Annotated in this window: 22 protein-coding genes, 2 tRNA genes and 1 pseudogene; 16 read left to right on the plus strand and 9 right to left on the minus strand. The window is 67.5% G+C overall.

What is annotated here, in order from left to right:
* The first annotated feature begins 330 nt into the window (after nt 1-330).
* Nucleotides 331-1,425 (plus strand): S1 family peptidase, encoded by a 1,095-nt coding sequence (locus AC069H_RS03620; RefSeq protein ID WP_478231233.1) that lies wholly within the window; start codon nt 331-333, stop codon nt 1,423-1,425.
* Between the two features lie 101 nt (nt 1,426-1,526).
* Here AC069H_RS03620 and AC069H_RS03625 read toward each other — a convergent pair whose 3' ends face one another.
* Nucleotides 1,527-1,931 (minus strand): SsgA family sporulation/cell division regulator, encoded by a 405-nt coding sequence (locus AC069H_RS03625; RefSeq protein WP_478223692.1) that lies wholly within the window; start codon nt 1,929-1,931, stop codon nt 1,527-1,529.
* Nucleotides 1,932-2,245: 314 nt separating this feature from the next.
* A complete protein-coding gene (locus tag AC069H_RS03630) occupies nt 2,246-2,719 on the minus strand; it encodes an Lrp/AsnC family transcriptional regulator (RefSeq protein WP_478231234.1) in 474 nt (157 codons plus the stop codon).
* A 224-nt stretch (nt 2,720-2,943) separates the two neighbouring features.
* On the opposite strand from AC069H_RS03630, the gene AC069H_RS03635 reads away from it, so the two are divergent.
* Complete coding sequence (locus tag AC069H_RS03635) at nt 2,944-3,942, plus strand: beta-ketoacyl-ACP synthase III (protein ID WP_478223691.1); 999 nt, start codon at nt 2,944-2,946, stop codon at nt 3,940-3,942.
* Here AC069H_RS03635 and AC069H_RS03640 read toward each other — a convergent pair.
* A complete protein-coding gene (locus AC069H_RS03640; RefSeq protein WP_478231415.1) occupies nt 3,929-5,413 on the minus strand; it encodes an adenylate/guanylate cyclase domain-containing protein in 1,485 nt (494 codons plus the stop codon). The genes AC069H_RS03635 and AC069H_RS03640 overlap by 14 nt on opposite strands.
* A gap of 84 nt (nt 5,414-5,497) precedes the next feature.
* On the opposite strand from AC069H_RS03640, the gene AC069H_RS03645 reads away from it, so the two are divergent.
* Entirely contained in the window at nt 5,498-5,998 is a 501-nt protein-coding gene (locus tag AC069H_RS03645) for an FBP domain-containing protein (protein WP_478223690.1), read from the plus strand.
* Nucleotides 5,999-6,675: 677 nt separating this feature from the next.
* Here the strand turns inward: AC069H_RS03645 and AC069H_RS03650 are convergent.
* Both AC069H_RS03650 and AC069H_RS03655 read right to left on the minus strand, forming a co-directional pair.
* On the minus strand, nt 6,676-7,491 hold the full coding sequence (locus AC069H_RS03650; protein WP_478231235.1) for a class I SAM-dependent methyltransferase: 816 nt from the start codon (nt 7,489-7,491) through the stop codon (nt 6,676-6,678).
* A 77-nt stretch (nt 7,492-7,568) separates the two neighbouring features.
* Nucleotides 7,569-8,261: a FadR/GntR family transcriptional regulator gene (locus tag AC069H_RS03655; RefSeq protein WP_478223688.1), complete on the minus strand. Its 693-nt coding sequence runs from the start codon at nt 8,259-8,261 to the stop codon at nt 7,569-7,571.
* A gap of 74 nt (nt 8,262-8,335) precedes the next feature.
* On the opposite strand from AC069H_RS03655, the gene AC069H_RS03660 reads away from it, so the two are divergent.
* The 3 genes from AC069H_RS03660 to AC069H_RS03670 are packed head-to-tail and all read left to right on the plus strand — an operon-like array spanning nt 8,336 to nt 10,149.
* A complete protein-coding gene (locus AC069H_RS03660) occupies nt 8,336-8,962 on the plus strand; it encodes a GNAT family N-acetyltransferase (protein WP_478224429.1) in 627 nt (208 codons plus the stop codon).
* Nucleotides 8,963-9,367 (plus strand): VOC family protein, encoded by a 405-nt coding sequence (locus AC069H_RS03665; RefSeq protein ID WP_478231236.1) that lies wholly within the window; start codon nt 8,963-8,965, stop codon nt 9,365-9,367.
* A gap of 20 nt (nt 9,368-9,387) precedes the next feature.
* The gene (locus tag AC069H_RS03670; protein ID WP_478231237.1) at nt 9,388-10,149 is read left to right on the plus strand and encodes a sulfite exporter TauE/SafE family protein; all 762 of its coding nucleotides are present in this window, start codon (nt 9,388-9,390) and stop codon (nt 10,147-10,149) included.
* A gap of 113 nt (nt 10,150-10,262) precedes the next feature.
* Here AC069H_RS03670 and hisC read toward each other — a convergent pair whose 3' ends face one another.
* Complete coding sequence (hisC, locus tag AC069H_RS03675) at nt 10,263-11,318, minus strand: histidinol-phosphate transaminase (RefSeq protein ID WP_340686694.1); 1,056 nt, start codon at nt 11,316-11,318, stop codon at nt 10,263-10,265.
* 97 nt (nt 11,319-11,415) lie between these two features.
* Between hisC and AC069H_RS03680 the strand changes: the two genes are divergently transcribed.
* From AC069H_RS03680 to AC069H_RS03725, 10 genes and pseudogenes are all read left to right on the plus strand, one after another.
* On the plus strand, nt 11,416-12,048 hold the full coding sequence (locus AC069H_RS03680) for a dienelactone hydrolase family protein (RefSeq protein ID WP_478223686.1): 633 nt from the start codon (nt 11,416-11,418) through the stop codon (nt 12,046-12,048).
* Between the two features lie 49 nt (nt 12,049-12,097).
* On the plus strand, nt 12,098-12,577 hold the full coding sequence (locus tag AC069H_RS03685) for a hypothetical protein (RefSeq protein WP_478223685.1): 480 nt from the start codon (nt 12,098-12,100) through the stop codon (nt 12,575-12,577).
* Nucleotides 12,577-13,701, plus strand: a complete 1,125-nt coding sequence (locus tag AC069H_RS03690; RefSeq protein ID WP_478231238.1) for a PPE domain-containing protein — start codon at nt 12,577-12,579, stop codon at nt 13,699-13,701. The genes AC069H_RS03685 and AC069H_RS03690 overlap by 1 nt, the downstream gene beginning before the upstream one ends.
* Nucleotides 13,701-14,462 carry an ESX secretion-associated protein EspG gene (locus tag AC069H_RS03695; RefSeq protein ID WP_478231239.1) on the plus strand — a complete coding sequence of 254 codons (762 nt, stop codon included), beginning with the start codon at nt 13,701-13,703 and terminating at the stop codon, nt 14,460-14,462. The genes AC069H_RS03690 and AC069H_RS03695 overlap by 1 nt, the downstream gene beginning before the upstream one ends.
* Nucleotides 14,463-14,481: 19 nt before the next feature.
* A complete protein-coding gene (locus AC069H_RS03700; protein ID WP_478231240.1) occupies nt 14,482-16,458 on the plus strand; it encodes an acetoacetate--CoA ligase in 1,977 nt (658 codons plus the stop codon).
* Nucleotides 16,459-16,473: 15 nt separating this feature from the next.
* Nucleotides 16,474-18,056: pseudogene (locus AC069H_RS03705) on the plus strand (phosphatidylglycerol lysyltransferase domain-containing protein).
* A gap of 28 nt (nt 18,057-18,084) precedes the next feature.
* Nucleotides 18,085-18,174: transfer RNA gene (locus AC069H_RS03710), tRNA-Ser, on the plus strand.
* Between the two features lie 42 nt (nt 18,175-18,216).
* Nucleotides 18,217-18,290: transfer RNA gene (locus AC069H_RS03715), tRNA-Arg, on the plus strand.
* 159 nt (nt 18,291-18,449) lie between these two features.
* Nucleotides 18,450-19,442 carry a DNA cytosine methyltransferase gene (locus AC069H_RS03720; RefSeq protein ID WP_478231241.1) on the plus strand — a complete coding sequence of 331 codons (993 nt, stop codon included), beginning with the start codon at nt 18,450-18,452 and terminating at the stop codon, nt 19,440-19,442.
* A 37-nt stretch (nt 19,443-19,479) separates the two neighbouring features.
* Nucleotides 19,480-20,685, plus strand: coding sequence for a DNA cytosine methyltransferase (locus tag AC069H_RS03725; protein ID WP_478231242.1), 1,206 nt, complete (start codon nt 19,480-19,482; stop codon nt 20,683-20,685).
* On the opposite strand, the gene AC069H_RS03730 is transcribed toward AC069H_RS03725, so the two are convergent.
* From AC069H_RS03730 to AC069H_RS03740, 3 genes are read right to left on the minus strand one after another with little or no spacing between them, the layout of a single operon-like run.
* Nucleotides 20,642-21,529 carry a DUF6339 family protein gene (locus AC069H_RS03730; RefSeq protein WP_478231243.1) on the minus strand — a complete coding sequence of 296 codons (888 nt, stop codon included), beginning with the start codon at nt 21,527-21,529 and terminating at the stop codon, nt 20,642-20,644. The two genes, AC069H_RS03725 and AC069H_RS03730, sit on opposite strands and share 44 nt — an antisense overlap.
* Nucleotides 21,519-22,502, minus strand: coding sequence for a hypothetical protein (locus AC069H_RS03735; RefSeq protein ID WP_478231244.1), 984 nt, complete (start codon nt 22,500-22,502; stop codon nt 21,519-21,521). The genes AC069H_RS03730 and AC069H_RS03735 overlap by 11 nt, the downstream gene beginning before the upstream one ends.
* On the minus strand, nt 22,499-24,589 hold the full coding sequence (locus AC069H_RS03740) for a helix-turn-helix domain-containing protein (RefSeq protein ID WP_478231245.1): 2,091 nt from the start codon (nt 24,587-24,589) through the stop codon (nt 22,499-22,501). The genes AC069H_RS03735 and AC069H_RS03740 overlap by 4 nt, the downstream gene beginning before the upstream one ends.
* Nucleotides 24,590-24,690 lie beyond the last annotated feature (101 nt).

Raw genomic sequence — 24,690 nt, forward strand, 5'->3', positions numbered from 1 at the left:
GTCACCGGTTGGCTGACGGATCGTCGGTTGGAAAATCACCGGACACCCGAAACGTCGGCGAAAAACCCGATTCGGCGATTCATCCCACGTTCAGGGGGTGGCCATGACTACGCAAGGTATTTGCTTCGAAACCCTACTTACGGACGTGCCCGTCCGGGTGCCTGCACTAGGTGGCCGCTCGTGGAGCAGGGGATTCGGTTCCCGAAGAATGGGTATACCTATCCCGCGCCGACCCGGATTGCGGCCTTCGTCCGAGTCCAGAATTCTCACCCGTCAGGGGAGGGCCATCGCATGGCGAACCGGAGCCGTGCGTGATGACGAGGGAGAAGCATGAAGATCACGAAGCTCCTCGGTGTGGCCGCCACGGCAGCACTGGCCACCGGCGCGCTCGTCACGGGTACCCCCGCGGCAGCGTCCTCGGACACTCTGCTCAATCAAGACATGGTTCCCGCCCTGCAACGGGACCTCGGCCTGACCGCCGGCCAGGCACTCGCCCGGATCCAGAGCGAGACGGCCGCCGGCGCTCTCGAACAGTCACTCGCCTCGGCGCTCGCCGGCAGCTTCGGCGGCGCCAGCTACAACGAGGCCACCGGCAAGCTCCGCGTCGGCGTCACGGACGCGGCGAAACTGGGCCAGGTCCTCGCCAGCGGCGCGGAAGCGGAACTCGTGCGCTTCTCGGCCGCCCAGCTGGATTCCACTGTGGACAAACTGAACGCCAGTGAGCGCACGGCGGACGGCGCGATCACCGGCTGGGGTGTCGACACCAAGACCAACCGCGTGACGGTGAACGTCCTGCCGGGCAAGAGCGGCGTCGTCGACTCGTACCTGGAGAAGGCCAAGGTGGACAAGGCCGCCGTCGCGGTGGTCGAGACCACTTCGGTGCCGACCCTGAAGTACGACGTCCGCGGTGGCGACGCGTACTACATCAACAGCTCTTCGCGCTGTTCGATCGGCTTCTCGGTCAACGGCGGCTTCCTCACCGCCGGGCACTGCGGTCCGGGCACGGTGACCGGTTACAACCGGGTCGCGATGGGCTCGTTCGCCCGCGCCAGCTTCCCCGGGAACGACTACGGCCACGTCCGGGTCAACAGCAACTGGGTGCCGCGCGGGGTCATCAACAACGGCACCCGCGTGAGCGGTTCGACCGAGGCGGCCACCGGCGCGTCGGTCTGCAAGTCGGGGTCGACCACCGGCTGGACCTGCGGCACCGTCGGCGCCAAGAACCAGACCGTCCGCTACGCCGAGGGCACGGTCTACGGCATGACCGCCACCAACGTCCGCTCGCAGGCGGGCGACTCCGGCGGCTCGTTCATCGCGGGCAACCAGGCACAGGGCATGTTGTCCGGCGGCAACAGCTCGGTGACGTACTTCTTCCCGGTGCGGCCGGCGTTGTCCGCGACCGGGACCTCCCTGGTCCTCGGCTGACCTCAGCCCCGGTCATCGGGGGACCGTGAACAGGACGAAGGGCGGACCGAGTGCCTCCAGCGCACTCGGGCCGCCCTTCGTCTTCGTGCCGCGGGAAGGTCTCAGACGTTGCTGATCTCCTCGATCAGCGCCTCGACGTCGAAGTGCTCGCTCTCGGAGCCGAGCGGGACGAGCTCGTAGGTGGACTCGAGGAACGACTCGACGTCCTCACGCTCGAGCTCGAACGACGCGTAGCCGTCGGGTGACTCGATTTCGAGCGTCAGCAGCGCCTCGTCCTCCGAGAGGTCGGGGCGGACGCGGACGTCGCCGAGCCCGGCGGGGTCGGTGAGGCCGGTGACGAGCAGCTCACGCGCGAAGGTCCACTCGACCCACCGGCCGCGCTCCGTCCGGAACGACACGGTGACCGCGAACGGTTCGCCGGTGTGGAAGGACAGGCGGGAAAGAACGGGCGTGCTGCTGTTGTTCAGCAGAACGAACTGGCTCTGGTGAATTGCGTCGGTGTGCACGGCCACTCCTAAGTGCTCGTGGTTCGCGCGGCGCGAACTTTTCGTCTCGGGGAGGAGATGGCCGGACACGCGCCGGATGACGCGACTGCGACGACGTTCACGCTATCGGCTGCATATGTCCATAGTGGTGTAACGCCGGGCACAGACCCCTTGCGTTCGGGTGGATACCCGTGGTGACGAGGTCGTGAGCCGGCGTTGCGCAGGACGCAACTCGCGAAGTGGGCTGTTCTCGCGAGGCCTCCCCGTCGCGGGGTCCACTGAGGACTGTCCTCTTTGGAAGCGGTCGAAATTGACGCCGTCGTCCCCTTCGGCCCTCAGGGCTCCAGTGGCAGCGTCAGTCCGGTCTTGACCCGGTCCATCGCCACCGACGTCGTGAAGTGCCGCACGTTCGGGTTGTCGAAGAACATCCGCCGCGTGAACGTCTCGAAATCCGCCATGTCCCGGCAGGTCACCACGAGCACGAAGTCCGCGTTGCCGGTGACGTAGTAACACTGCTGGACGTTGTCGTCCGCGAGCACCTGATGCCGGAACCCGTCGAGGACCGCGAGGTTCTCGCGTTCCATCTCGACCATCACCACGAACGTCATCGACAGCCCGAGCGCGCGCGGCGACAGCACCGCCACCTCGCGTTCGATCACCCCGGTCTCCCGCAGCCGCTTGATCCGCCGCTGCACGGCGGCCGCCGACAGGCCCACCTTCGCGCCGATGTGCTCGGCGATCGTGCGGGCGTCGGACTGGAGGCAGGCGAGGATGGCGACGTCCATGCGGTCGAGGTCGGGTGTGTGCACCAGGTCAGGCTAACCGGACGGCTCTCCAGGGCGCCTGTTCTTTGCTCGCGCCTCGACGCGGTGTGCGTCACCCGATCGGGTGTTCGGCCCGTGCGCCTGGCCACTCCGGGAAGAAGATGAGAATTCTTTGAATTGTGACCCGGAACACAACTGGCGGGTCTACTGAATGGTAGCGCTTACAAGTGAATGGCAGACCTCTCATTTCCCCGCGAAAGGATTCCTTGGTGCCCTCATCTCAGGCCGCCGTTCTCGCCGGTCTCGGCTCATGGCTGCCTCCGCGCGTGGTGGGCAACGAGGAGATCGCCCAGCGGCTGGACACCTCCGATGAGTGGATCCGCTCGCGGACCGGCATCGCCGAACGCCGGGTCGTCGATCCCGGAACGTCCACTGTGGACCTCGCGGTCGAGGCGGGACGCCGGGCGCTGGCGTCGGCGGGGGAGACCGCGGCGGACGCCGTCGTGCTCGCGACCTCCACGGCCGACCAGCTGTGCCCGGCCAGCGCGCCGCAGGTCGCGACCGAGCTCGGGCTGAACGGTGTCGCCGCGTTCGACGTCAACGCCGTGTGCAGCGGGTTCGTCTACGGGCTCGCCACCGGCGCCGGGCTGATCGCCGCCGGGATCGCGCGGCGGGTGCTGGTGATCGGCGCCGACGTCTTCACCTCGCTCGTCGACCCCGAAGACCGCGGCACGGTGCCGATCTTCGGTGACGGCGCGGGCGCCGTCCTGCTGCGCGCGGGCGACCCGGACGAGCTCGGCGCGCTCGGCCCGTTCGACCTGCACAGCGAAGGCGCGCTCGCGGAACTGCTCTGGGTCGAGGCGGGCGGCGCGAAGAACCGCCGCTCGGACGACCCGCGCGACCATTACCTGGTGATGCAGGGCCAGACCGTCTTCCGGCACGCCTGCGCCCGCATGGCCGAATCGGCGCGCGCGGTGCTGGACTCCGCCGGCTGGGCGGTCGGCGACATCGACCGGTTCATCGGGCACCAGGCGAACATCCGCATCCTGCAGACCTGCGCGAAACAGCTCGGGCTCGCGGAGGACGTGATGTACTCGAACATCGAGAAGGTGGGCAACACGAGCGCGGCGTCGATCCCGATCGCGCTGGCCGACGCGGCCAAGGAGGGCGCGCTCCAGCCGGGGCACCGCGTCGTGATGGGGGCCTTCGGCGCCGGGCTGACCTGGGGCTCGACGCTGCTGCGCTGGCCGGACGTCATTCCGGGCTGAGCGCGCTCGCCTCCCAGGCGTGCGTCGGCTCCTGGCGCCCGCGCAGCTCGAGTTCCGCGTACGGCTTCCAGTGCGCGCGCTCGCTCTCCAACGCGGCCTTGAGCACCGTTTCGCTCGCCAGGATCCGGCCGTCGGCGGATTTCGCGTCCTCGGTCAGGCGCGCGGCCTCGTTCACCGCGTCGCCGATGACGGTGTACTCGAACCGGCTGCTGGTCCCCAGCTGACCGGCGAAGACCCGCCCGCTCGCGACGCCGATGCCGAGGTCGAGCTCGCCGGTCTCCTGGACGGCGTCCCGGATGGCCCGCGCGGCCGAAAGCGCCGCCGTGGGCGCGTCCGCCAGCCTGGTCGGGGCGCCGAAGACGCAGAGCGCGGCGTCACCCTGGAACTTGTTGACCAGCCCGCCGCGTGCCCCGACCGCGTGCACCACGCTGGTGAAGAACCGGTTGAGCGTCTTCACGAGGTCTTCTGGCGGGGTGCGGCTCGCCAAGGCCGTCGAATCGACGACGTCGACGAACAGCGCCGTCACCTCGCGCACGTCACCCGAAAGGGAGGCGCCGTACTCCAGCGCGTGCCGCGCCACCTCGTCCCCGACGTGCCTGCCGAAGAGATCCCGCATCCGATCCTGCTCGCGGAGCCCGGCGGCCAAGTCGTTGACCGAGGTCTGGAGCAGGCCGATCTCGCTGGAGTCGTCGACCTCGACCACGATCTCCTTGTTGCCGCGCGCGATCTCGTCGAGCGCCACCCGCAGCCGGTGCAGTGGTGTCGCGACGGCCTTCGCGAGCAGGCCCGTCCCGATCGCGCCGACACCGAGGCCGATCGCCGAAAGCATGATCAGGCTCGCGACGTGGTCGCCTTGGCCGAGGTCCGGCGGGGCGGCCACCAGCAGCACCCCGAGGAACGGCACGCCGCTCGCCAGCGACCAGGTGACGACCACCCTGGTCCGCACGGTGACCCTGAGCGTCCCCTTCGGCGGGGTCACCTTGAGCGCGATCGTCATCACCGGCCGCGCGACCCATTCGGCGGCGAGGTAGGTGAGGCCGACCGTGGTCAGCCCGCCGAGCCCGATCACCAGCGCCATCCCGAGCGCGTCCATCCAGGACCCGAGCACCCGCGCGAGCGCGCCGAGCACGATCGTGCCGATCAGCCAGAGTGTCCCGCTGACGATCCCCATGTCGACCGGGAGCCGGAGCGCCCGCTCGGCCTCGGCCTTCGTCGGCGGGCGGCCGAACACGAACCAGACCGCCGTGCGCCGCTGGAGCCACGCCGTCCACAAGGTACCGACGATCAGCGACAGCGCGACGATGCCGGCGGCGGTGACGCCGAGGATCCAGCCGCGATCGCCGACCTCGCTCGGCAGGCCCTGCAGGAGCAGCAGCAACGCGACCACACCGGCACCGCACACACTGGAACCGACGCCGAGCGCGGCGAAACCGAGACTGGTCCTGAGCACCAGCCGGAACCGGCTCGACATCGTCTTCCCGCGCACCCGGTGATCGTATGACCTCCGGCGGAAAACGGTTCGCCCGTTCTCGGGTGCGCTGGTTACCGTGCGGGTATGGAACCGCTGGGCCAGGACGAGATCAGAGCGTCCTTCGTGAACTGCACCCGAGGCGAGGCCAAGGGGGTCACGCTGCCCGCCCGGCCCGAAGAGATCCCCTGGGAGAAAAGGGAATTCCTCGGCTGGCGCGATCCGAAGGCCGCCTCCCGGGCGTATCTCGTGCTGCCGTACCGCGGGGAAACCGTCGGGCTGTCCCTCCGGGCCGCTCCCCGGCCGAAGGGCCGTGTCCTGCTGAGCAACATGTGCGGCCTGTGCACAACGACACATCCGCTGTCGGACATCGCGCTGTTCTCCGGCCGCCGCGCCGGGAAATCCGGCAGGGAAGGGAACACGCTCGGCATCTACGCGTGCGCGAACCTCGCGTGCAGCCAGTACATCCGCGGCGAGTTGCAGTCGGACGTGCCGCAGCCGTTCGAGTCCCTGACGCTGGAGGAACGCGTCTTCCGGCTGGAAGACAAACTGCGCCGATTCGTCGAGCGGGTGCTGGAGTCACGCTGACGCCGCCGGGGTACCGAGCGGCCAGGCGTTGCGAAAGCCACAGCAACCTTCAACGTTGCGAAAGATGCTTTCGCAACAGACGCCCAGACCATGAGGCTCGCCAAAGCCCCGTCGGCGGCGTAGCGAAGGGCCCCCCTTCGCTACCTTCAGAGTCAGGGTCCCGGCGAAGTCGTCTATCCGCTGGTCAAATGGGTGGTGGAGGGGCTCGTCACGGTGGCCTGGCATCTTCTCGACCGTCCACAGGGGACCCTTTCGGGGCGGCCGTGCCCGATTCGGGTGTTTTGCGAAGGGGTCGTGAGTGGTAAAGAGGGTTATAGAGGGGTAAGGCAAACGTGGTGTTCCGGAGTTGGCGGCGGGAGCGGGACTCGCCGACCAGGCGCCTTTCCAACTGTTCATTACGGACTTTTTCCCGGTGACAGTGTCCGACTTGGGTGATTTGCACGGTTCGGCGAGGGGGTCGTGGGGGGGGGTTTTTGGTTTCCCCCCCAAACACCCCCCCCCACGACCCCCCTCGTGACATCGCCCATCTGAGCATCACTCGGACATCGAGTCAGCGAAAAGTGTCCTTTGTGGACATCGTCTGTCAGGAGGTCCAGTTCGAATCGCCAAGAGCGACACTGGCCGGCGTTCATGCGACTTCGCCGGGATCCTGACCTTCAGAGTGGGGAAGGAGGCCCTCAGAACCGGAACCGCAGGATCCGCCCCATCTTCTTGAACGCCGGGAACAGCCCCGCGAACCACAGCTGCGCCCGCATCGACGGCGAAATCCGCGCCTTCACTTCGGGCGTCGCGTAATCCGTCGAGTCGAGCTTCGAGACCAGCGTCAAGCCGAGTCGTTCCAGTTCGGAGATCTCGTCGATGCCCCAGTACAGCGTCGCCTTGGCCTTGCGGACCACCGGATTCAGCTTCTGCAGCTTGATCCCCAGCCTGCTGAAGATGTCGAAGACCATTTCGCCGCCCTGCGGGAAACGCGCGATCAGCCGCCGCAGCAGTTCCTCGCCTTCGGACGGCCTTAGGTACATCGTCAGCCCCTCCGCGATCACCAGACCGGGTTTGTCCGACGGGATCTCGTCGAGCCGGCCGAAGTCCGTCACGGACGAGCCGATGGTCCGGTAGCCGTCCCGCGCGGGGTAGATCCGGGCGCGTAGATCGACGACCTCCGGGTAGTCGACGTCGAACCACCGCACCGAAGGCGGCGGGTCGACGCGGTACACGCGGCTGTCCATCCCGCAGCCGAGCTGGACGACGGTCGCGTCCGGGTGCTCCCACGGGAACGCCGCCGCCCAGTCGTCCATCGGCTTGGCTCGCATCGCGACGGTCAAGCCCATGTCGGCGTTCACGCCCAGCGAAGCGAAGTCGTAGTCGATCTGCTTGACGGCCTCGTCGGCGGCTTTGTCGCCGAGGATCGGCAGGTCGCTGCGGGCGTCGAGTGCCCGGCCGTACAGCGTGGCGAGCATCGTCGCCTTCTCTTCGCTGAACCGGACCTTCTCCATCGCACACCCCCGTCAGAAGTTTCACAATCTTCTGAAAACTCTACTCGCGCGGATCCGCGAACGCCATCAAGGAAGCGTCAATCCCGGGTCGTGTAGTCGTGGACGTAGGTCTTGGCGTCGAGCAGATGCCGCAGGGTGATCTCCCGCGCGGCCGCCGCGTCCGAACCGCGGATCGCCTCGAGGATCGCGCGATGCTCGTCGACGGCCTTCCGGATCTGCCCGGGAAGCCGCAACGCCGCCCGCCGCTCCTCGCCGACCAGCGACAGCACCGAACGCAGCAGATCGGTGACGTCGTCGTTGCCGGCGTTCTCCGCGATCACCCGGTGGAATTCGGCGTCGGCCGCGATCACGCGCAGCATGTCGCCGTCGGCCGCGGCCCGGTCCATCTCGTCGACGGTGCCCTCCAGCCGCTCGAGCACCCGTGGCGTGTGGTCGAGCGCGAGCCGCTCGGCCAGCGTCGGCTCGACGGTGGTCCGCAGGTCGAACAGCTTCTCGACCAGGTGCTCGTGCTCGGAGAACCAGCCGCGCAGGGGTCGCTCGTCGAGCTTCTCGCGAACGTACGTGCCCGACCCCGGCCGCACCTGCACGTAACCGATGGAATCCAGCACCCGCAACGCCTGCCGCAGCGAACCGCGGCTGATGCCGAGCTGTTCGCAGAGCGCCCGCTCGGCGGGCAGTCTCGATCCGGCGGGGAGCCTGCCCGAGTCGATCATCGCGCGCAGATGGTCGACCGTCGCACTCCACACCTGTTCGCGCTCGTCGCCCGCCACGGTGCCATCCTCGCAGGTTCGGCGGAACGCCAGGAATTGTCGGTGCGGGGTGTCATCATCCGAAGATGACTGGGGTGGCAGGGCTGATCAAGGCATGGGTGCACGGCTGGGCGCTTTCGCGCGGCGTCGGGGTCCCGGTTGCCGAACCGGACGGCTACCGGCTCGACGTCGGGCGTCCCGGGCACCGCGTGAGATACGTGCTGGCGGACGCCGGATCGGTCGCGCGCCGGGCGCGTTCGCTGACAGAGCCCGGAACATGGCTGAAGGTGAGTGGTTCGCGTGACGAGGTGGCGAAGACGGTGCCGCCGGAATGGGAGGTCGGCCCGCCGGAGTACCTGATGAGCGCCCCGATAGCGCTGCGGCCGGTGATGGCCGCGCCCGAGCCGTACCGGGCGGAGCTGGTCGGCGATGGCGTGGTCACCGACGTGGTGGTGCGCGCGCCGGACGGCTCATGCGCGGCAACCGGCCGGGTCGCGATAGCCGGCGGCACGGCGGTGATCGATCAGGTCGTGACGGAGCCCGAGCACCAGCGGCGAGGGCTGGGCAGGTTCGTCATGCGCAGGCTCGACGAAGTGGCGGTCGCCGCCGGGGCGGAGCGAGCGGTCCTGGTCGCCACGGAGGAGGGCCGCGCGTTGTACCTGACGCTCGGCTGGACGGTCGACGCGGAGATCACCGCGGCTCATCTACCGGAGGAGAACTGAATGACGGCGGTGTTCGAGGACATCTGCCTCGACGCGAACGACCACCAGTTCCTCGCCGACTGGTGGTGCGCCGCGATGGGGTACGTCCGCCGCGACCAGCGGCCGGTGGAGTGGCCGGTGGCGATCGAGGATCCGGCCGGTCGCGGCCCGCTGATCTGGATCAACCCGGTGCCCGAGGCGAAGACCGTGAAGAACCGCATGCATATCGACGTCTTCGGCTCCGCGGCCGAGCTGGTCGCCGCCGGGGCGAAGCTCGTGCGCGCCAAGGGCGGAGACGTCGAGTGGGACGTTCTCGAGGACCCCGAGGCAACGAGTTCTGCGTCTTCGCACCGAACGAGACATAACGGGCTCGTTGAATGTTCGACTAGACACATCCGGAGCGCGAAAGGAGGTAACGGTGCTTAGGGTGCGGACGTGAGCGCTTTATGACGTGGTGGCACGCGGTAGTGATCTTCGTCGCGGGGCTCTGGGCGGGCACCATCAACACGGTCGTCGGTTCGGGCACGCTGGTGACCTTCCCGGTTCTGGTCGCCCTCGGCTACTCGCCGCTGACGGCGACGACGTCCAACGCGATCGGCCTCGCCCCCGGCACGGTCAGCGGGGCGATCGGCTACCGGGAGGAGCTCAAGGGCTACTGGCCCCAGGTCGCCAAACTCGCCGTGGCGTCGTTCCTCGGCGCGATCTGCGGGACGATCCTGCTGCTCTCGCTGCCGAAGGACGCTTTCGAGACCGTCGTCCCCGCGCTGGTCGGCCTCGCGGTGGTGCTCGTGATCGTCCAGCCGCGAGTGGCCGCCTGGGTCGCGAAGCGCCGCGAGGTGAACGGGACGGTCCACAAGATCGGGCCGCTCCTGCTGTTCCTGATCTTCCTGATCGGCATCTACGGCGGATACTTCACGGCCGCGCAGGGCGTGATGATGATGGCCGTGATGGGGATGCTGATGTCGGAGTCGCTGCAGCGGCTCAACGGCGTCAAGAACGCCCTGTCGGCGGTCGTGAACATCGTCGCGGGCGCGATCTACGCCTTCATCGCGCCGGTCAGCTGGCCCGTGGTCGCGCTGCTCGCGGTCGGGTCGACGATCGGCGGCCAGATCGGCGCGAAGATCGGCCGCAAGCTCTCGCCGAAGGTGCTGCGCGGCGTGATCGTCGTGATCGGCCTCGCCGCGATGGTGCAGCTGCTCCTCAAATAGGACCGGCCCGATGCGCGTGCCGACTCGTCCGCGGTGCGGGATTCCCTTGCCTTGCCCTCAAAGAGGAACGGCCCGCGCTCCGTGGACGAAGCGCGGGCCGGCCGAAAGTGTGCTCAGCGCGGGAAATCCCCGGCCGCTTCGAGGAAGAGGTCGTTCTCTTCAGGTGTCCCGATGGTCACTCGCGCGCCTTCGCCCGCGAAGGGACGCACGATCAGTTTGCGCTCCAGTGCGTGCTCCGCGAACTCGGTCGTCCGCTCGCCCAGCGGCAGCCAGACGAAGTTCGCCTGCGTCTCCGGCACCTCGTAACCCTTGGCCACCAAGGCATCCCGGACACGCGTGCGCTCCGAGACGATCTCCTTGCAGCGTTCCAGCAGCTCGTCGGCCGCGTCGAGCGAGGCGATGGCCGCCGCCTGGGCGATCATGTTCACCGAGAACGCGACGTAGACCTGCTTCAGCGCGACGGTGATCGCTTCCGGGGCCACCGCGTAACCCACGCGAAGACCGGCGAGGCCGTACGCCTTCGAGAAAGTCCGCAGTACCGCGACGTTGTCCCTGCCGCGCGCGAGTTCGACGCCGTCCGGCACCTCGGCGTCGGTCACGAACTCCTTGTACGCCTCGTCGAGCACGACGAGCACACCCGAGGGCACAGCGTCGAGGAAGCGCTCCAGTTCCGCCCGCCGCACGACCGTCCCGGTCGGGTTGTTGGGGTTGCACACGAAGACCAGCCGCGTCTTGGGCGTGATCGCGGCCAGCATCGCGTCCAGGTCCAGCCCGTGCCCGGCGGTCAGCGGCACCTTCACGCTGACGGCGTTCGCCACCTGCGTGACGATCGGGTACGCCTCGAACGAACGCCACGGGAAGACGACCTCGTCGCCAGGGCCGCACAGGGCCTGGATCATTTGCTGGCAAAGGGAAACCGAACCGCAGCCGACGGCGATCCGCTCGACCGGCTCGCCCAGTTCGCGGGCCAGCCGCTCGACGAGCGCGGAAGCGGTGATGTCCGGGTACCGGTTGATGCCCTGCGCCGTCTCGGCTATGGCCTGCGCCACACTCGGCAGTGGCCCACCGGGAACCTCGTTACTCGCCAGCTTGATCGCGCCCTGGATTGTCCGGCCAGGGACGTACTTCGGCAACGATTCGAGATCCGCACGCGGCGAAACAGGTGACATCTTCGGCGCTCCTACGTCTGGGGGACGGCTCCGACACCGTATCCTCCCGCGCGAGCGCAAGCTCCGAATATTTACCTAAGAGTGGTCTGATGGAGGAATGACCCTGACGACCACCGTGGAACACCAGCACGCCAACGGCCGCACGCTGCGCCTGACCTTCGCCGAACCGGACGGTGTCGTCCGCGGCGGGCTCGTGGTGCTGCACGAGGAGGCCGATGAGGTCGAAGAGGGTCTGGGCCTGCTCCTGGCCGGTCTCGCCGGCGAAGGCTGGCTCACCGTCACCCCGCATCTCGACCGGGACGACCTCACGCAGCAGGACCTGCTCGAAGCCACCGACGCGACGCTCTCCTGGCTCGCCGAGCGCGGTGTCCAGGCGGATCTCGTCGGTGTGGTCGGTTTCGACCTCGGCGGGACGGCCGCGCTGGTCGTGGCGTCGAACCGCAGGCTGGGCGCGGCGGTCAGCGTCGGCGGGCAGGGCGTCACCGGGCTGCCGGTCCTGGTCGAGATCGCGGGACGGCTCACCAGCCCTTGGCTCGGCATGTACGGCGACGCGGGCGACGAGGCCGGAGGCGCCGAAGTCGAGCAACTTCGCGAAGCGGCGGCGACGGCGAACGTCGCGACGAACGTCGTCCACTACCCGGGCGCCAACCACCGTTTCGACGCCGACCCGGACGCGGCCGCGGAGGCCTGGCAGCGCACGCTGAATTGGTTCGACGCCCACCTGCGGTGACTCCGTTCGCGCTAGCATTCCCCTTCAGATGTGACAGGGGAGGGGTCCGATGGCACAGTCACCCGAGACGCGCGTGACGGCGCAAGCCGCGTTCGGCGCTTCGGCGCCCGCCTTGGCGCCGCTGGCGAGCAAGGTCCGGGCCGCCAAGACCGATGCCAAGAAGGGGACCGTCAAGGTCACCGAGGACGCCGCCAAGAAGCTCATCGACGCACTGGTGAAGGCACGTCAGGAGCTCGACGCCCTGATCAAAGGCTCGACGGAGTTCAAAGCGCCCTTGAAACTGGGCGACAACTTCGTCGGGCACACGATGAGCGAACGTTTCCAGGGCGCCGCGACCAAGGGGACCGAAGCGGCCGTGCCCGTCCTCACGGACTTCGCCGGTGTCCTCGAAGACTTCCAGCTCACCGTGAAGGCGGCGCGGAAGCTGTACGTCGCCGCGGACGAGGAGGGGCAGGAACGCATCGAGCGGATCGCCCGCCGGTTCGACATGGAGGACGTCGTCGACCACGAGCGGAAGGATGAGCGCTGATGCGGATCCTGCCGATGCCGTGGCCGCCGCGCGAGCCCGACCCGGAACCCGGTCCCGACAGCCTCTACGCCGACATCGACTACATGACCATCCCGCACCGGGAGCTCTACGAGATGGTCCACAACGAACTGGACCTCGCGAGCGCGGAAGCCGCCGCCGGGCAGTGGGCGACCATCGGGGTGGTCCTCGACAGGATCGGTTCGGAGCTGAGGGCGGCCATCGTCGCGACCGCCGACGGCTGGACGGGCGAGGGTGCCGAGAGGGCGCGTGACGTCGCGATCAAGCTCGTCGACTGGGCGAGTGAGACGAGCCTGCGCGCGGACAACGTCGCGAACTGCGTGCGCCGCCAGGCGGACATCGCCGAAACCGCGCGGCGCACGATGCCCGAGCCGCCGGGATACGCCCCGCGGCCCAAGCCGCCGGAGGTGCCGAAACGCCGTCCTGTCCCGGTTTCGGATCCGGATTCGACGCAGGCCATGTCGGCTTCGCCGCCGTCGGAAGGCGGTTTCGCCGAAGCCGGCCGGATCGTCGCCGAACCCACCGACGAGAACGCGCAGGACCTGCACCGTCAGGCCGCCGACGTGATGACACGGATGCAGCGGAGCTCCGGCGAGGTCTACGAGAACGTCCCGCAGTTCGTCTCGTACGGCGAACAGCCGAAGATCCTTGAGAAACCCGAGGAACCGAAGCCGGATCCCGAGCCGAAGCCGGAGACGCCGCCGGACGACTCCACGCGCAGCAGCGGCGTCGACGACGCCGGCCCGATCCAGGTGCGGGAGCCGGTCGTCGAGGCGCCGCGTCAGCCCGGCGCGAGCAGCGGTGCCGTCGTGCCGCCGCCCGGCGTCGCGGGCACGACCCAGGATCTCGGGCAGGGCAGCCGCTCGGGTGTCGGCGGGTTCGGCCCGTCGGGGCAGCAGCCCGGTCAGGTCGCCGGGACCAGGGCCGCGGCCGCGGGGATCGGCGGCGTCGGCGGGATGCCGATGGGGATGATGCCGCCGCAAGGGCAGCAGGACGGTGAAAGCCGCAAGTCCCCGGGCTATCTCGTCGAGGATTCCGACGTCTGGGGTCTCAGCGGGCACGTGACCCCGCCGGTCATCGGCGAAGACCCGAGGACCGACCGCTGATGGACTGGATCCGGTTGCACGTCGGCGAGCTGTTCCTTCTCTGGTCGGCGCACGGCCGCGACGAACTGCCCGCGGTGCTGGAGGTCCCGCACGTCGGGCGGACACCGGAGTTCCGGGCGGAACTGGTGGCCACGGCGAGCGCGACGCTGTCCGAACGCGGCCTCGGCACGGTCGACTCGCCCGCGCCCGAGCTGGTGCGGCTGCTGCACACCGTCGCGAACAGCGAACTCACGCTGGACCTGCGGCTCGACGGCGACCCGGCGTACCGGGCCGTCGGCTGCGTGTCCGACCGCGGCGCGGTCGCGATCGGCGTTTCGGGCACCGACGTCGAGCTGTCCGAGCTGCGGGAGCCGCTCGTCGCCGCGACCCTGCTGCAGGCACTGCCGCCGTGCGAGCAGGGACGGGGTCTCTCGGTCAACCTGCGTGTCGACGACTACACGGCCGCGTGCGAGGCGGGGGAGCGCGGCGGGCAGCCGGCGTTCTCCGACGTCCTGCGCGACGCCGGGCTGCGGGAACCCGAGGTCATCGTGCTGGTCCGGATCGCGACGCGGCGGATCGGCGGCGGGCGGCTCGGGGCGGCCAGGAAGTCGTGGGAAGGCCGCTGGGTGCGCGGCGAAGGGGCGTTGACCTGGGTGGACACCCCCGACGGCCGCTACGGGCTTCGCCGCGATCGAGGGTGGCTGACCGTCACCCCGCTCGACGCGTCGCGGCTGAAGTCGATGGCGTACGAGCTGTTCACGGGGGCTCGCCAGAGCGGTTAACGAGGGTTAACATCGCGGGGTGACGCACACCGCCGACGCCCCAGAAGTGCTCTGGCGCCCTGAGCCGAGCCGCCTGCCCGACACCAAGATCGACGCGTTCCGCCAGTGGCTGCGCACCGAACGCGGCGTGGAGGTCGACGACTACAACGCGTTGTGGGAGTTCTCCGTCCAGCGCGTACCGGAGTTCTGGTCCGCCGTCGCCGACTTCCTCGGCGTGCGCTGGCACGACGAGCCCGGTGAGGTGCTCATCGGCGGGATGCCGGACGCGCGCTGGTTCGAGGGCGGCACGCTGAACTACGCCGAGCACTCGCTCATGCCCGGTGTCGCGGGCGCCGCGAAGGCCGACGACGAGGTCGCCGTGATCTTCCACCGCGAAGACGGCCTCTCGTCGCAGCTGACGTATGGCGCTCTGCGGTCCGCCGTCGCCTCCGCGCGGGAAGGGCTGCGCAAGCTGGGAGTGTCCAAAGGGGACAGGGTCGTCGCGCTCGCGCCGAACTGCCCGCAGACGCTGATCGCCTTCCTCGCCACCGCGAGCCTCGGCGCGATCTGGTCGTCGTGCTCGCCGGACTTCGGCGTCCGCGCGATCACCGACCGCTTCGCGCAGATCGAGCCGAAGGTGCTGATCGCGGTCAACGGCTACGTCTACAATGGACGGTGGTTCGACAGCAGGTCGACGGTGAACGCCCTGCGGGACGAGATCTCCACGCTCGAAGCGACCGTGCTCGTCGACTACGCCGGCGGCCGCCTCGACGGCACGCTCGACTGGGACCGGCTGCTCGCCGACAACGACGGCGCGGAGCCGGCGTTCGAGCCCGTCGACTTCGCCCACCCGCTGTGGGTGCTGTACTCCTCGGGGACCACCGGACTGCCGAAGGGCATCGTCCACGGACACGGCGGGATCACCCTCGAACACCTCAAAGCCCTTGCGCTGCAAAGCGATCTCGGTCCTGGCGATCGGTTCTTCTGGTTCACCACCACCGGCTGGATGATGTGGAACTTCCTCATCTCCGGGCTGCTGACCGGCACCACGATCGTGCTGTTCGACGGCAGCCCGGGCCATCCCGACCTGAACGTGTTGTGGCACTTGGCCGAGCAGCACCGCGTCACCTACTTCGGGACATCGGCGCCGTACATCCAGAGCTGCCTGAAGGCCGGCATCAAACCGTCCGAGCGGTACGACCTCACCGCGTTGCGCGCCTTGGGATCCACCGGCGCACCGCTCAGCGTCGAGGGCTTCCGGTGGATCGTCGACGAGGTCGGCAAACGTGTCCAGATCTGCTCGGTGTCCGGCGGCACGGATCTGTGCGCGGCGTTCGTCGCGTCCGCCCCGGACGTCCCGGTCTGGCTGGGCGAACTCTCGGTCCGCGCGCTCGGCGCCGCCGTCGCCGCGTTCGACGAGGCCGGGAAGCCCGTGGTGGAGACGGTCGGCGAACTGGTGATCACCGAGCCGATGCCGTCGATGCCGGTCTTCTTCTGGAACGACCCGGACGGCTCGCGGCTGCGCGAGGCGTACTTCGAGATGTACCCCGGGATCTGGCGGCACGGCGACTGGATCCGGATCACCGGCCGCGGCTCCGCCGTCATCTACGGGCGCAGCGACTCGACGTTGAACCGCGGCGGCGTCCGGATGGGCACGGCCGAGTTCTACCGCGTCGTGGAGTCGTTCGACCAGGTCGCGGACTCGCTGGTGATCGACACGTCGGCGGCGGGCAACGAGGATGGGCAGCTGCTGTGTTTCCTCGTGCTGGCCGAGGGCGCGTCACTCGAAGAGGTCGAGCCCGCTCTGCGCAAGGAACTGCGCGGGGCCCTCTCGCCGCGGCATGTGCCCGACCGGTTCGTCCAGGTGAGTGAGGTGCCTCGGACGCTCAACGGCAAGAAATGCGAGGTCCCGGTCAAGAAGATCCTTTCGGGTGTTTCACCTGACCGCGCCGTCAGCCGGGATGCCCTGCTGAACCCCGACGCCCTTGTACCGTTCGTGGAGCTGGCGAGGAGCTGAACGCAGGGGCGGAACTTGGCGGGCGCTCGGCGGGTGGCGGGGGCCACCTCGGTGGCGGTGATCACCTGGGTGACGCGGCTGGCCGGACTGCTGGCCCTGGTCTCGGTGCTGGTCCCGGCCGGGCGCACCCTGCGCGGACGCGTCGCCGAATGGCTGGAACTGCAGCACGAGGCCACGGTCGGCGCGGCGACGGTCGTGCTGGTGACCGGTGTACTGCTGATGCTGCTCGCCACCGGTCTCAAGCGGCGCAAGCGCCCGGCCTGGCAGCCGGCGGTCGCCACCGCCGCGCTGCTGATCGCCCTGATCGCGACGCGGCGCCACTTCATCGCGCTGCCCGATCCGGTCATCGGCCGGTGGCGCGCGGTCCGGGTCTTCCTGCAACTGACGGTCGCCGGGGTCGCGATCAACTTCGTGCTGCTTTCGGTCGCGCCGATCGCCGCGGATTTCGGCGACCGGCTGGCGCAGTCGACACTGGCCCTGATCGGCGTGAGCGGTCCGGTGGTGTTCCCCGCGCTGTGGCTGGAAGACCTGTCGGCCGCCGTCGGCCTGCTGTTCGGGATCGGCGCGGTGCTGCCGGCGGCGTACTTCCTGCTCCGCTCGGCCGAACCCGCGCCGAAGCTGACCGACGACGAGGTCGAACGGCTCCGCGGGCTGCTGGGGGAGCGGGACTCGCTGGGGTACTTCGCCCTGCGCCGGGACAAGTTCGTGGTCTTCTCGAAGTCGGGGAAGGCCGCGGTGACCTATCGGGTGATCGCCGGCGTCGCGCTGTGCTCGGCGCGATCGAGGAGTACCTGGACGTCTGCCGGCGGTACGCCTGGACCCCGGCGGCCATGGGCTGCTCGGAACTGGGCGCGACCGTCTGGGCACGCTTCGGGCTCTAAGTGCTGGAGATCGGCGACGAGGCCGTCGTCGACACCGAGACCTTCACCCTCGAAGGCCGCGTCATGCGCGGAGTCCGCCAAGCCGTCTCGCGCACGAAGCGCGCCGGCTACACCGCGCGCATCCGGAAAGCCGAAGATCTGCCTCTCGCCGAGCTCGATGAAACTCCGCACTCTCGCCGCCACCTGGCGCGGCACCGATACCGAACGTGGCTTCTCGATGGCGCTCGGCCGTATCGGTGACCCAGGTTCGATCCTGGTGACCGCCGAACACGAAGGACGGGTGCGCGGAGTCCTCCAGTTCGTCCCCTGGGGCGAGAAGGGCCCCTCCCTGGACGTCATGCGCCGCGACCGGCGTCAACGAACTGATGATCTCCGAACTCCTCCTGACGACCCCGGCCCAGCACGTCTCGCTGAACTTCGCCGCCTTCCGGGCCGTCCTGGAACAAGGGCAGCGCATCGGCGCCGGCCCCGTCGCCCGCCTGTCCGCCCGGACACTGCGATTCTTCTCACGCTGGATCCAGATCGAGACCCTCTACCGCTTCAACGCGAAGTTCCAGCCCCGCTGGGTCCCGCGCTATCTCGCCTACTCCGCGACCTCCCTGAGTCGGCGTCGCCGTCTTCGAAGCCGAAGGACTCGGCGGGCGCCATATGCCCTGCTCAGAGCCCTGCAGTGCGTCTAAGGGGGGTGCCTTCCAAGGGGGTACGCGGGGTGTGTAACCTATTTGAGCAGTGGTCGTTGGGCCTGGGAGGCTTCGCCTAGTCTGGTCTATGGCGCCGCACTGCTAATGCGGTTGGGGGTAACCCCCCCTCCCGGGTTCAAATCCCGGAGCCTCCGCTGGTACCTGTTCCGGCAGGTGCTAGATTGATAACTGAACAAGCGCCCGTAGCTCAGCTGGATAGAGCATCTGACTACGGATCAGAAGGTCAGGGGTTCGAATCCCTTCGGGCGCACGTCTGGTTGAGACAGCACTAAGGCCCTCCCGTTCGCGGGAGGGCCTTTTTGTCTGTCCGTTATGGACTATGCAGTAAGCCTTCGGTTATTCAACGTCGTTGAACACTGTTCTAAGCTACGCTGAAACACTTCCTGTAGTCGAGGGTGCGGTGGGGACTATGGCGGAAGCAAAACGATTTTCCTCGCTCGATGTCTGTTCGGGAGCGGGTGGGCTCGCGCTGGGTTTGGAACAGGCTGGCTTCGATCCTGTTCTGCTGCTGGACAATCGCGATGTGGCGTGTCAGACGCTGCGAGCGAATCGTCCTGGATGGGATGTCCTCGAACTGGATCTTCTCCAGTTCGTCGCAGAAGAACACCAGCAGGTCTACGACGTCGACCTGTTGTCCGCCGGCCTTCCGCGGGTGAAGGCCTCGGCGACGGTCAATCGGACTCGTGGAAGTGACATCGAGCTGGAGTTGCTCAAGGCGACGATCATGCTGCTTCACGGCGTGCAACCGCGTGCTCTGCTGATCGAGAACGTTCCTGACCTCGTCACCAAGGACACTTACGGCGCGGTGAGGGAATTCGTCCGGGTGGAACTCGACCACCTGGGCTATCGGTACAAGTGGTTCGTGGTGAACGCGGCCGATTACCGAGTGCCGCAGAGTCGCGAGCAAGGCATCCTGGTAGCGCTCAAAGGCGATGCCATGGATGCCTTCGAAGTACCCGAACCGAGCCTGGAACCACCGATGACGGTGGGCGAGGCGTTGGAAGAGTCGATGAAGGCGCGAGGCTGGGCCCAGGCGAGCGAGTGGGCCTGGCAGGCGAACAAACTGGCGCCGACCTTGGTCGGAGGTTCCTGGGAGCGGGGAGGTCCGGATCTCGGCCCCACCGGGTCGAAGCAGGCCTGGGCCAAGCTGGGTGTGGACGGCGCCACGGTCGCGAACGAGGTGCCGGATTCCGATTTCGTGTGGAACCCGATGCTCGGCCGGGACGGCATGGTCAAACTGACTGTCGAGCAAGCCGCATGCCTTCAGGGTTTCCCACCGGACTGGCGTTTCGAAGGCAAGAAGACCGTTCGTTACCGCCAGGTCGGCCATGCCTCTCCTCCACCTGTTGCTCAGGCGTTGGGACGTGCCATCCGTTCCGCGCTGACACACGGTGGAGCCTGATGTTTCTGACGTCGTCCACGAGTTAAACTTGCGCCCCATGACCCCTGTGCAGCCGCAGCTGTTCACGACTGCGCAGATCCAGATGGTGGACCTGTTCGCGGGGCCTGGCGGGCTGGACGTCGCCGCACACTGGCTGGGTGTGCACGTCGACGGCATCGAGTGGGATGACAATGCCTGCGAAACCAGAAAAGCCGCAGGTCTCGGTACCAAGCACGCCGACGTCCGGGCCTACGGACCCAAGGACTTCCCCGATGCCACCGTGCTGTCGGGCGGACCGCCTTGCCAGACGTACACGGTTGCGGGAGGTGGCGCCGGCAGGCGCGCACTGGACAGGGTCCTCGGCTTCGTCGAGCGGATGGCCGCAGGCGAGGACATCGGCGCCGATCTCGAGAAGCTGCACGAAGACGACGAACGCGCAGGCGACGACGGTCGTAATGGCAAAGAGCGTTCCGGCCTGGTGCTCGAGCCGTTGCGCTGGGCATTGGAAGCTCTCGACTACGAGATGCCCTACGAAGCCATCGTGCTGGAACAGGTTCCGACGGTCCTGCCGGTCTGGCAGGCATACGCCGGTGTTCTGAAGGAACGTGGCTACAACGTTGCCTGCGGCGTCTTGCACACCGAAGAGTTCGGGGTCCCGCAGACTCGTCGTCGTGCGATCCTCATCGCACGACTCAACGGCGAGGCTTCGCTGCCGACGCCAACGCATCGCCGGTACTACAAGGGCAAGGATCGGTCTGAGGGAGTAGCCACTCTCAAGCCGTGGGTGACGATGGCAGATGCCTTGCGCGACAGGGACGAGCCGTTCGAAGTGGTGTCTAATTATGGTACCGGCGGTGATCCCAAGCTGCGGGGCAGGCGCAGGTCCGACGAGCCTTCCGCCACGGTCACCGGAAAGATCTCGCGAAATCGACTGTATTCGTCCGTTTCGCCCAAGCGCGAACTCGCCCGGCTGACGAAAGAGGAAGCCGGGCAGTTGCAGACCTTCCCCTTCGACTACCCGTGGTCGGGCAAGGAGATCGCACAGCAGGTCGGCAATGCCATTCCCCCGCGACTGGCCGCCCACGTGCTTGCTGCAGCCTTGGGACGTAAGTTCAAAGCCGAGGATCTCGACAAAGTCGTCGCCGCGAAGTGGGACTCAGGAATTTACGACACTCCTTTGCTGCCTTCGACTCCTCTCGAGATTCCGTCCAAAGAGGAGGTCACTGCTCCTGAGGAGCGGCAACCTTCTTCCGAAGTCGCATAGGCGCTTCTTCAAGAAGTTGCCTGAACAGCGGCACCAAGGCTTTTACCGCGTTCTCGCTGACTTCGCCGTCGTCAGGTCCGTCGGGAAGACGGTCCCAGTGCACGGGAGCCATGTTTGCGGACTCGGCGATCCAGTCGTGCACCGCATCGTGATCCACGGGCTCGTCCGGAGCCAGTACGTCGTACATCAGGGTGCTGCCCGCCGCGTTCACCGCTGAGGACAGCGCGTTGACCCGGTCGCCCAGACGTGAAGTGTTCGAGTTCCTCAACTCGTCGAGCACATGGATGATCGCGATCGCGGTCGGGCGATGGTCGATCACGTCGAGGCGCATCGCCGTGTTCAGAACGTCCTGGACGCTGCACGCGACTTCCACCGGGCCGTAGTCGTCCCCGTTGCGGAACAGTTCGGCCGCCCACCACAGACGGGCGAAGGCTTGTGTGTAGTGCGGGCCGCTGAACCGGGAGGTCGTCGTTATCTCGGTGCCCTTGTGGCGCCAGACCACGTAGTCCGGCGCTGCAATCATGGCGAGGTAGTTCCAGAGGCGACTGTCTGCGGCTTCGGCCCGGGTCATCCGCAGAGTGGCGTGCAGTCGCGGTGACAGCCAGCCGTCGGCCTCCGTCGGCCTCCCTTCGAAGCGTTCCATCGCGACGTCGAGCAGCTCACGGATCGGCCCGGTACTCCATCTGGCTTCCGCCGACGGAAGTGGAAGGGATGCTTTGAGAAGCGCGACGAGTGGTGGCTTCTCCTGTCCTGCTTGCATACCACGAGTGAGGAACTTGGCGACTGCCGCATCCGCGAGCAACCCCAGCTCGGGAGGCAGGTCGGTGACGGCTTCACGATTCATCGGTCGTGGTCCCTGTCTGACGTTGAACGGAGCGCACGGCATTGGTCAGCTTTCTGGTGATCTGACTTCGTCTTCCTGCCGCGTACTGGACGCTCGTCTGAAGCTCGGACCAACCGAACCCCTTGGTGCGACGCTCGTTGATGTCGAAGAGCGCGTCCGTCAGTTGCCGTCCCGGCAGCACGTCCGGCAGCATCATCCGCACCACGGCTTCTCTCCAGCCTGCGGGCATCTGCGGCGTTCCGTCTTCGTCGAGGTCCAGATCGCTGATGGCGGTGTGGAACATGGCGGTCCACGCGTCCTGTGCGATCTGGCTCGCCGTCAATTCGCGCAGCAGCTTTTCGTCCCCGCCACCGGAGCCGTGCAACGCGTCGACCAGGCCCTCCACTGCGCCGGTGTTCAAGTAGACAGTGGGGATGTCACCTGTTGTCTCGACGATCCACGGTGACTCCTTGAACGCATGCAGCCATTCGTTCGACTCCTCGCTGAAGTCGACCTCCACGATCTCGATGTCGCGCTGCCGTACCGGGGTGGTGACCTTCAGGTCCACGAACCAGGCTTTTCCTGTGGCACCGATGAAGCGACCTGCCAGCCCGTCTAGTGTGGCGGCCACGGTCAGATCGAGCGTTGCACGGTTGAAGTGACGGGCGCGAGCCAACTCGATGCTCCCGCGCCAGCTGCCGTCACGGCTCCGGGTCAGCCGTGTCGTCGACCGTGCATTCGTGGCCTTCTCGGTGAGTACGGCCAAGCACACAGGGTCGGTCCACGGGCCTGCGGAGAGCTCGTCTTCGGGCAGCTTGGCCGCGAGATGCAGTGTCGCACTCTCCCATTTCTCCCGACCGGCCTGATGCAATGCGACTGTTTGCTCCACTTTGGAAACGTGCGAGTACGGCAGTTCCGTACCGTCCACACTCACCGAGACCACGTCGAGGCTTACGTCGCCGAAGAGCGTCGGGTAGGGGAATGCAGCCTTCATGCGGCACCGCCACGCGTCTTCTGGACGTCCACAACCAGTCGGGAAAGACGACTTCGGACAGGGTGGCTCGTCGGGTCCGTCACCCCGATGAACGAGGCCGACCGTGTTCCGGGGGGAATGACCAGGTTGCCGTTCTCGACTTCGCAGTTGTCTGCCGCAGTCAGCAGGCTCCACTCTATGGCCGGGCGGCCGCCGGATCTGACGTCGAATTTGGCGACAGGTGTGAGCAACCACGGATCGTCTGCCTTGGGCAACTTGAGGTCGACGCTCACGTGCCAGGCACCGGAGTCATCCAGTTGCGCGTTGATACTCCTAACCGTCGGCACCCCCTGCGCGCGCCTGCCAACGGCGGCGCCGTCGAGCTTGAGCAACTCCTTCAGGACGCTTGGCCCACCTCGATGGCCGACTTCCCGACGTCCGACAAGATCGCGAGCCGCCTTGTCGATCTCTTCGAGGAATTCCTTGATGCGGCTCAATGCTCCACGTTGGTACAGCGAGGTCAGTTCTTCCGTACGATCCCACTTGTGGTGCTCAGGGGGTTCGGACGCGCGGAGGAACTGCTCCGCTAGATCGACGTCCTCGCCCTCGTTTTCGGTTGCGTGGCCGGCGAGAAGAACAGCTTGGAAGGCGTCTGTGCCCAGGGGAAGATCTCGTGGGCGCCTTTCCATGATCGTCATGCGGTTGCCTCGCATGCACACCACTCGGTTGGTGCGTTCCTCTCCATCCGCACGAGTGAGCAGAAGGACGGCCGAGTGCTCTGCACCTTTGCCTTGGCTGCGGCTTTCACCTTTCAGCGGGGTTACGAACAGCGGCACTCGGACACTGGCTACTTGATCGCCCGCGGTCCGCTCGGCCACCGTCTCGTTGTCCAGGTACGCCTTGAGGGCACGGCTCAGCGCGGGATGGTGGACGTGGGGGTTGACCTGTTGTTCGGGTACGAGCACCCGGCCATTGCGCAGGGTTGTGACCCTGGCTTCGAGCAGCGCGCCCGCTCGGTCCCCGCCGATCATCGCGGCCCAGAAGCCGTTGGCCAGCGACCGCACCAACTTTTCGTGCATCTCCTCCAGCGATTCCGCGTCACCGGACGCGTCGTGCGCCCCGACGATGAGAAACGACGTGCCCGCATCCGTATTGGAGCGTTCGAGATGCAGTCCTTGCACGGTCGCCTCGTCCGCCCACCACGACCGGGAGACACCTTTGTGGCTCGGCGTGGTGTCCGGCTCCCCGAACCAGGCCGGGCCCGCGTACGCCGTCTCGTCCACGGATCGCCAAGGCAGATCGAGCCTTCCGATGACGCGGCGCTCGGTTCGACCCTCATGCGGAATCGACAGCGTCGAGTTCATCATGACCAGGCCGAAGCGGCTGGTGGCCCAAAGGGTGACCTTTCCGAGTCCATAGGACCCGCCGGCTCGCTTGCCTGCCTGCTTGTGGCTGTCGAGCTGCCTCCGGACGACAGCTGCGAAGCGACCGTCGCTGTATTCGGGACCAGTGAGTCCGGCGGCGTTGTAGTCGTCCACTCTCAACAGCAGGAGGGATCGGGTCCGGTCCAGATCGTCCAGTGCCGCTCGCAGACTGCGGGAGACCTTCTGTTCGGCCGAAGCCGCTTTGTCGTAATGCGGGCGCAGCTTGTCCCACTGCAACGCATCGAGGAACGAGTCGAGGTGTGCACCGCTCAACTCGTGCAACGTGTAATGGACGCGGACCGGTTTGGTCGGATCGTGCCGTTCGTCGAGCGAGTTCTGTGTCGCCTCGCGGGCGAGCACGGCCAGGTCCGCGTTGAAGGCGAAAGCGGCGGCGTTGCCGTATTCACGGCCACCGTCCGCATGTGCCGGCCTGTGGTGCCACTCCAGCGGGAGCTTGGCGACCACGTCCGCGGTGCGGTTGTGCAGAGAGGCCACGTCGATACCGAGGAACTCGGCGATTCGTCGCTTGACCTCCTCGCGAGGTTCGGCGCGTCCGGTGATCCATGCGGACACGGCGGCACGGGTCAGATCCAGGTGCTGCGCGAGTTCGGCCTGGGATTTCGATGCCCGACGCAGCTGCCGTCCGAGCCACGGGCCGAAGTCCTCGGCCTGCTGAGCGCTCATTCGTCCGATCGCCTTCCCTGGTGCCTGCGAGTGACCTCCCGCAGGAGGTCCCAGCAGTCTAACAGGCGAATTTGACACTTGCGCGCTGTCAATTTATGGTA

It is taken from the genome of Amycolatopsis sp. NPDC043887, assembly GCF_056435665.1.

Coding starts and splice junctions, on each gene's coding strand:
- AC069H_RS03620 (WP_478231233.1), top strand. CDS start 331: ATGAAGATCACGAAGCTCCTCGGTGTGGCCGCCACGGCAGCACTGGCC.
- AC069H_RS03640 (WP_478231415.1), bottom strand. CDS start 5,413: ATGTCGAGCCGGTTCCGGCTGGTGCTCAGGACCAGTCTCGGTTTCGCC.
- AC069H_RS03645 (WP_478223690.1), top strand. CDS start 5,498: ATGGAACCGCTGGGCCAGGACGAGATCAGAGCGTCCTTCGTGAACTGC.
- AC069H_RS03650 (WP_478231235.1), bottom strand. CDS start 7,491: ATGGAGAAGGTCCGGTTCAGCGAAGAGAAGGCGACGATGCTCGCCACG.
- AC069H_RS03665 (WP_478231236.1), top strand. CDS start 8,963: ATGACGGCGGTGTTCGAGGACATCTGCCTCGACGCGAACGACCACCAG.
- AC069H_RS03670 (WP_478231237.1), top strand. CDS start 9,388: ATGACGTGGTGGCACGCGGTAGTGATCTTCGTCGCGGGGCTCTGGGCG.
- hisC (WP_340686694.1), bottom strand. CDS start 11,318: ATGTCACCTGTTTCGCCGCGTGCGGATCTCGAATCGTTGCCGAAGTAC.
- AC069H_RS03680 (WP_478223686.1), top strand. CDS start 11,416: ATGACCCTGACGACCACCGTGGAACACCAGCACGCCAACGGCCGCACG.
- AC069H_RS03685 (WP_478223685.1), top strand. CDS start 12,098: ATGGCACAGTCACCCGAGACGCGCGTGACGGCGCAAGCCGCGTTCGGC.
- AC069H_RS03690 (WP_478231238.1), top strand. CDS start 12,577: ATGCGGATCCTGCCGATGCCGTGGCCGCCGCGCGAGCCCGACCCGGAA.
- AC069H_RS03695 (WP_478231239.1), top strand. CDS start 13,701: ATGGACTGGATCCGGTTGCACGTCGGCGAGCTGTTCCTTCTCTGGTCG.
- AC069H_RS03720 (WP_478231241.1), top strand. CDS start 18,450: ATGGCGGAAGCAAAACGATTTTCCTCGCTCGATGTCTGTTCGGGAGCG.
- AC069H_RS03725 (WP_478231242.1), top strand. CDS start 19,480: ATGACCCCTGTGCAGCCGCAGCTGTTCACGACTGCGCAGATCCAGATG.
- AC069H_RS03730 (WP_478231243.1), bottom strand. CDS start 21,529: ATGAATCGTGAAGCCGTCACCGACCTGCCTCCCGAGCTGGGGTTGCTC.
- AC069H_RS03735 (WP_478231244.1), bottom strand. CDS start 22,502: ATGAAGGCTGCATTCCCCTACCCGACGCTCTTCGGCGACGTAAGCCTC.
- AC069H_RS03740 (WP_478231245.1), bottom strand. CDS start 24,589: ATGAGCGCTCAGCAGGCCGAGGACTTCGGCCCGTGGCTCGGACGGCAG.